Below are 5,063 nucleotides of genomic sequence, written 5' to 3' on the forward strand. Positions count from 1 at the left end.
GCAGCTTTCGGTTTGCGTGGCATACATGCTCCTTTTCGCACATGTTATGCCTTGAACACGAAATTTATGACAGGCTCATCGAGCGTTTCGCGATCACGATCACCGAGCCCGCAATGGCACCGACCGCCGCCGCGGTAATGCCATCGACGAACGCTTTCACGGCGGGCAGCCTTCCATACTTCTTGAAGTACGGCGCCGGGAGCACGGTGAATAGATAGCAGGGCAGGAACGTGCCGAGCGCGGCGACGCACGCACCGGGAAAGCCCGCGACAAGATAGCCGATGAATCCAACGGTTATGACCACCGGTCCGGGTGTGATCATCGCCACGGCGACCGCATCGACGAACTGCTTTTCGTTCAGCCAGTGGTGCTCGGTGACCACACCGCCATAGAGAAAAGGAACGATCGCGAGTCCCGACCCGAAGACGAACGCACCCGCCTTCGCGAAGAACAGGCCAATCTGGCTGAGCAATGACAAGTCGAGGCCGCTCAGCGCACCGCATAGCGCAGGTGCCTGAGCCGAAACCAATGCGTTCAGTCCGCCTTTTCGGAGCCATGCAGGCGGCGACCGGCGGAACATGTTCAAAAGGCCACCCGCAATGAACAACCAGGCAATTTCGGACTCGGTCATAACGGTCACGACGATGAGCACCAGAAAGATGGCCCACAAGGTCTTGTCAGCGCCGAGTGTCTTGCTGGTCAGCTTGTACGCGCTCATTGCGATGATGCCGACGACCGCTGCACCGACGCCGTAGAAGACTGCCTGCATCCACGGCAGGCCCCCGAAATGCACGTACGCCCATCCGAGCGCCACGACCATGAGAAAGGAAGGCAGCACGAACGCAATGCCGACCGCCGTCGCGCCGATGACGCGGTAATGCACATAGCCAAGATAGATCGACAGTTGTGCGGCCAGCGGTCCTGGCATCATCTGCGCGAGCGCGAGGCCTTCACGATAGTCGTCGTCACTGATCCATCCGCGCCTGTCGACCAAATCCCGGTGCATGTAACCGACGAGCGCAACCGGTCCGCCGAAACCAAACGTGCCGAGTTTCAGCATGTAGAGCAGCAGTTGAGCGAGCGAATAGGAAGGCGGGGCGGTCGCAGTCGCGCTCATGATCGACTTCCTTGGTCCGCGCTTCTCGCGACCGCTGCAAAATGCGTATACATGGAATCGAGGACGCGGCTCATCTCGTCCAACAATGCGTCGTCGTCAGCGGCACGTTCACGAGCGCCCGCCATAATGGCCTCAAAGCCGATCGCCTCGGGCACCGGAGCGCCCCCTACATCGAGGGCGTGGACCATCGTGGCGAGGCGCAGCAGAGCCGGATCGCCCTCAAGCTCAAAGCTCGCCATCAAGACCTCGAACGTGACGCGTTCGCCTACATGCGTGAAGGCCGCGCCATCGAAGTCAAATCCGAGCGCATTGGGCGGACAAGCATCAGGCGATGTAAGCCAGATGAACCGGCTGTCGGGATCGATGAAGCGGCGGATGAGCCAAGCGCTCGCCACCCGATCGACCCAGATGCGCTGCCGTGTCGCCCACGTGCGCCCCTGATAGTCCTTGAGCGCGAGTCTTCGGATCGCGCGCTCAGCCGGGTGCGGCTCGCCGGGAGACATCACAGTATCGACGTGCGCCACGAAATCCTGCCAGGCCGCTTCGGCGCGGGTTGCAGCCTCGCCAGGGAAAAAGTCGATCGCAACGATGCTTTCGTAGTCCTTTCGCAGACGCCGCATCAGGCGCCGGAGTTCCGTTTCTGCCTGTCCGAAAACGGTCTTACGCGCTTCACTGAGCGCGCCGATCAGGGCGTCATAGTCGTTGGATCGGTCAAACAGGTCGCGAAATTCGGCTTCTTGCTCGAGGTCCAGACTGGGCGCTCGCAGCAGATGCGCGGTGCCGCCGCTCTCACCGATCGCAGTCGCCAACTCGCGCAGCGCCGTTTCCCCGTCAGCCGTGAACGGGAGCAAATAAATACCGTCGCGCAGGACTGCGCAACCCCTGGCCTTCAACGCCCGCCAGAAGCGCATGCGCGCGGTCGCGTTTTCGGTGGGCAGCGTCAGTACGAATAGAGACCAAGTAGAGAGCGTGTTCATGTAAAGAATGCTACTTCTATGTCTCGAGCGCTACAAGTTAACTTTGAGCTCTATCTCGTCTGCGCAGAATTCGGCCTTCGAACCAGTTATTGTCGGGCGTTACCATCCTTGGTAACATACCCCCCTACCCTATATTCGAGCCCGACATGCATACAGTCACAGACAAGGCGAAATTGATGGCCCGCGTTCGCCGAATCAAAGGACAGGCTGAGGCGCTCGAGCGAGCGTTAGAGAATGACCTCGCTTGCGCTGACGTACTGATGCTCGTGGCCTCCATGCGCGGCGCTGTGAACGGCCTCACGGCCGAGGTGATGGAAGACCATATTCGCCATCACATCGTGGATCCCGACCAGGAGAGTTCCAGTCAAGCGCGCGGCGCAGCCGAGCTTATCGAGGTCTTACGGACCTACATCAAATAAGAGAGAGTAATTCCGTGGTTTCAATCACCGCTTTGCTGCAGCAGGGCACAACGAACTTTTGGCTGTTCATCCCGAGCGCCATTATCCTGGGCGCGCTCCATGGTCTCGAGCCAGGTCATTCGAAGACCATGATGGCAGCATTTATCATTGCCATTCGTGGCACTGTGTTGCAGGCAGTATTGCTCGGCCTCTGCGCGACGCTTTCGCACACGGCTGTCGTCTGGGTCATTGCGATTGGCGGACAGTACTTCGGTCGCAACTGGAGCAGCGAGGCGTCCGAGCCGTATCTCCAGCTTGCATCGGCCGCGCTGATTTTCAGCATCGCGATATGGATGGTCTGGCGGACATGGCGTGAGCAACGCGCCGAACATCGTCACGATCATCACGGTGACGACGTTCAGCACATCAATACCGGCCACGGGGTTGTTGCGCTCCAGATCTTTGAAGATGGCGTTCCACAACGATTCCGTGTGCGTTTCGAGGGAAAAGCCGCAGCGCCGGAAGGCGAGACGGTTTGCATTGAAACAACGCGGCCGGACGGCACAAAGCACGCGTTCGTGACGCTGAACAAGGGCACGTATTTTGAATCCGCTCAAGAGATCCCCGAGCCGCACGAATTCAAGGCCCGGCTGTCAATCGGTCATTCAAACCATTGGCATGACTTTGAAGTCGCGTTCAGCGAACACGGTCACGGCCACAGCCATATGAACCTTGGCGACGAGGACGATGCACACGCTCGGGCCCATGCCAATGACATTCGCCGTCGCTTCCAAGGCCGCACCGTCACGACCGGCCAGATTATGATGTTTGGCCTGACCGGTGGACTCATCCCTTGCCCGGCTGCGATCACTGTTCTCCTGCTGTGCATTCAACTGAAGCAACTCTCGCTTGGTTTCCTGCTCGTTATGTGCTTCAGCATCGGCCTTGCGGCGACGATGGTATCGGCCGGTGTCCTGGCGGCGCTGAGCATTCGGCATGTCGAGAAGCGCTGGTCGGGCTTTGCGGATTTCGCCCGACGCGCGCCCTATTTCTCGGCGGTGCTGATTATCTGCGTTGGGTTCTACATGGCCTGGTCGGGCTGGCATGCCTTGCCGCAATTAGCTAACACCGCTTGAGAAGCAATGGTGCCTCAATCAGTGCGCGGTCGTGCTCTCCGTCAATGCCAGCGCTTTTGACACGTACCGTCTGTTGCTGCCGCTCGTGCCCAGAAAGGGTGCGATCGTGAGACATATTACGGCAGAGACGCTCGTTGCCGGGAGTGCTCTTCAAGTAGTCACTCGACCCGTCGCCGACACCAAGCAGCGCTCTGAATGGAGGTCAGCAAGCTATGCCAATAAGAAATGAAAGGGTCACGAAAACTGCGCCTCCGTACAATCGCGCGCTCCGAAGGGACACCCTGATCAAGTTCGTGGCAGTGCTCGCAATTCTGGCTCTTCTGGCTGCGTGGAGTCTCACAAAACTCAGAAGCAAACCCGATGAGGCCATGCGTGTCGTCGCGAAACACGACATCGGCACGATCATGCTGGCTCTCGACATGTACCGTCGCGACAACGGCCGTTATCCGACGCAAGCACAAGGCTTGCGCGCACTTATTGAAAAACCCGTTAGCGACCCTAAACCCACCAATTGGAAAGATGACGGTTATCTCAAGCGCTTGCCCGACGACCCGTGGGGCAGCTTGTATCAGTACCTCAATCCCGGGGTCCGCGGAACGATCGACGTATTTAGCTACGGACCAGACGCCCGACAAGGCGGTGAAGGCAACGATGCCGACATAGGCTCGTGGGACTAAGCGACACTATGCAACGGCCCGCTCACCTCGATGTCAAGGCTCGGTGTGTTTCGCCATCTAGGCGGCTCGCCATAACTCCTCGAGCCGGTCTTGATTGATCGCCATGCTAGTCTGCTCTACTAGAATCCCGTTGCTTGGCCGGTCTCACGCTCCTCGTACGGCAACTCAGATGCTTACGTCGTCGGTTGGATGGTAGACAGCAAGCGCTTGATTTATATGCATTTTAATGTAGTCCGGCTGACGAGCCGACCTTTCTCAAGGTCTGGCAGGACGACGCGGCGTTTATGAAGCAGCAACCCGGCTTCATCTCGACGCAGCTCCATTCGCCCACTCGGAGAAAATCCGACATACATGAACTACGCTGTCTGGGAATCCACCGCCCATTTTCGAGCGGCGTTCTCTCAACCAGAGTTCAAGGCGAGCCTGGCGGCCTATCCCTCCTCAGCGATCGCTTCGCCACACCTTTTCCGGAAGGTTGCAATGCCGGGCATTTGGGCCAGTTATGGGCTGACGCCCTGCTGGACGCAATGTCGTAACGCGCCCTTTCACGCGAGTTGGATACACATTCCGCGCGAGGGGATGCGACGAGAGCAATAGGTAGGTGACGGTCAGCTTTACGGTGCGGAGCCGCCGTTTGACTGTCCTTCCATGCCTTGCAACCAATGACCGCACATGGCCGGCGGACTAAACCGCTCGCGCGGTAGGGGCTACGGTCCGACGCTGGTGGTCAGTGAGAGGCCGGTCACCCGGCTTTATGT

5 protein-coding genes and 1 pseudogene are annotated in these 5,063 nt (G+C 59.0%); 4 read left to right on the top strand and 2 right to left on the bottom strand.

Translation table 11 applies throughout. From position 1 onward, the window contains the following. Positions 1 to 64: 64 nt before the first annotated feature. Positions 65 to 1,117: a chromate transporter gene (locus tag AWB74_RS43255; protein ID WP_087039567.1), complete on the bottom strand. Its 1,053-nt coding sequence runs from the start codon at positions 1,115 to 1,117 to the stop codon at positions 65 to 67. Beyond that, a complete protein-coding gene (locus AWB74_RS43260) occupies positions 1,114 to 2,094 on the bottom strand; it encodes a chromate resistance protein ChrB domain-containing protein (protein ID WP_061152625.1) in 981 nt (326 codons plus the stop codon). The genes AWB74_RS43255 and AWB74_RS43260 overlap by 4 nt, the downstream gene beginning before the upstream one ends. A gap of 146 nt (positions 2,095 to 2,240) precedes the next feature. Between AWB74_RS43260 and AWB74_RS43265 the strand changes: the two genes are divergently transcribed. The 4 genes and pseudogenes from AWB74_RS43265 to AWB74_RS48040 all read left to right on the top strand — a co-directional run. Beyond that, entirely contained in the window at positions 2,241 to 2,513 is a 273-nt protein-coding gene (locus tag AWB74_RS43265; protein ID WP_061152628.1) for a metal/formaldehyde-sensitive transcriptional repressor, read from the top strand. Positions 2,514 to 2,527: 14 nt separating this feature from the next. Beyond that, positions 2,528 to 3,628: a nickel/cobalt efflux transporter gene (locus AWB74_RS43270; RefSeq protein ID WP_061152626.1), complete on the top strand. Its 1,101-nt coding sequence runs from the start codon at positions 2,528 to 2,530 to the stop codon at positions 3,626 to 3,628. 212 nt (positions 3,629 to 3,840) lie between these two features. Beyond that, positions 3,841 to 4,305, top strand: a complete 465-nt coding sequence (gene gspG / locus AWB74_RS43275) for a type II secretion system major pseudopilin GspG (protein WP_061152627.1) — start codon at positions 3,841 to 3,843, stop codon at positions 4,303 to 4,305. Positions 4,306 to 4,538: 233 nt separating this feature from the next. Then, a pseudogene (locus tag AWB74_RS48040) lies at positions 4,539 to 4,797 on the top strand (antibiotic biosynthesis monooxygenase family protein); the annotation flags it as partial. Between the last annotated feature and the right edge of the window lie 266 nt (positions 4,798 to 5,063).

The organism is Caballeronia arvi (assembly GCF_001544695.2).
Classification (GTDB): Bacteria; Pseudomonadota; Gammaproteobacteria; order Burkholderiales; family Burkholderiaceae; genus Caballeronia; species Caballeronia arvi.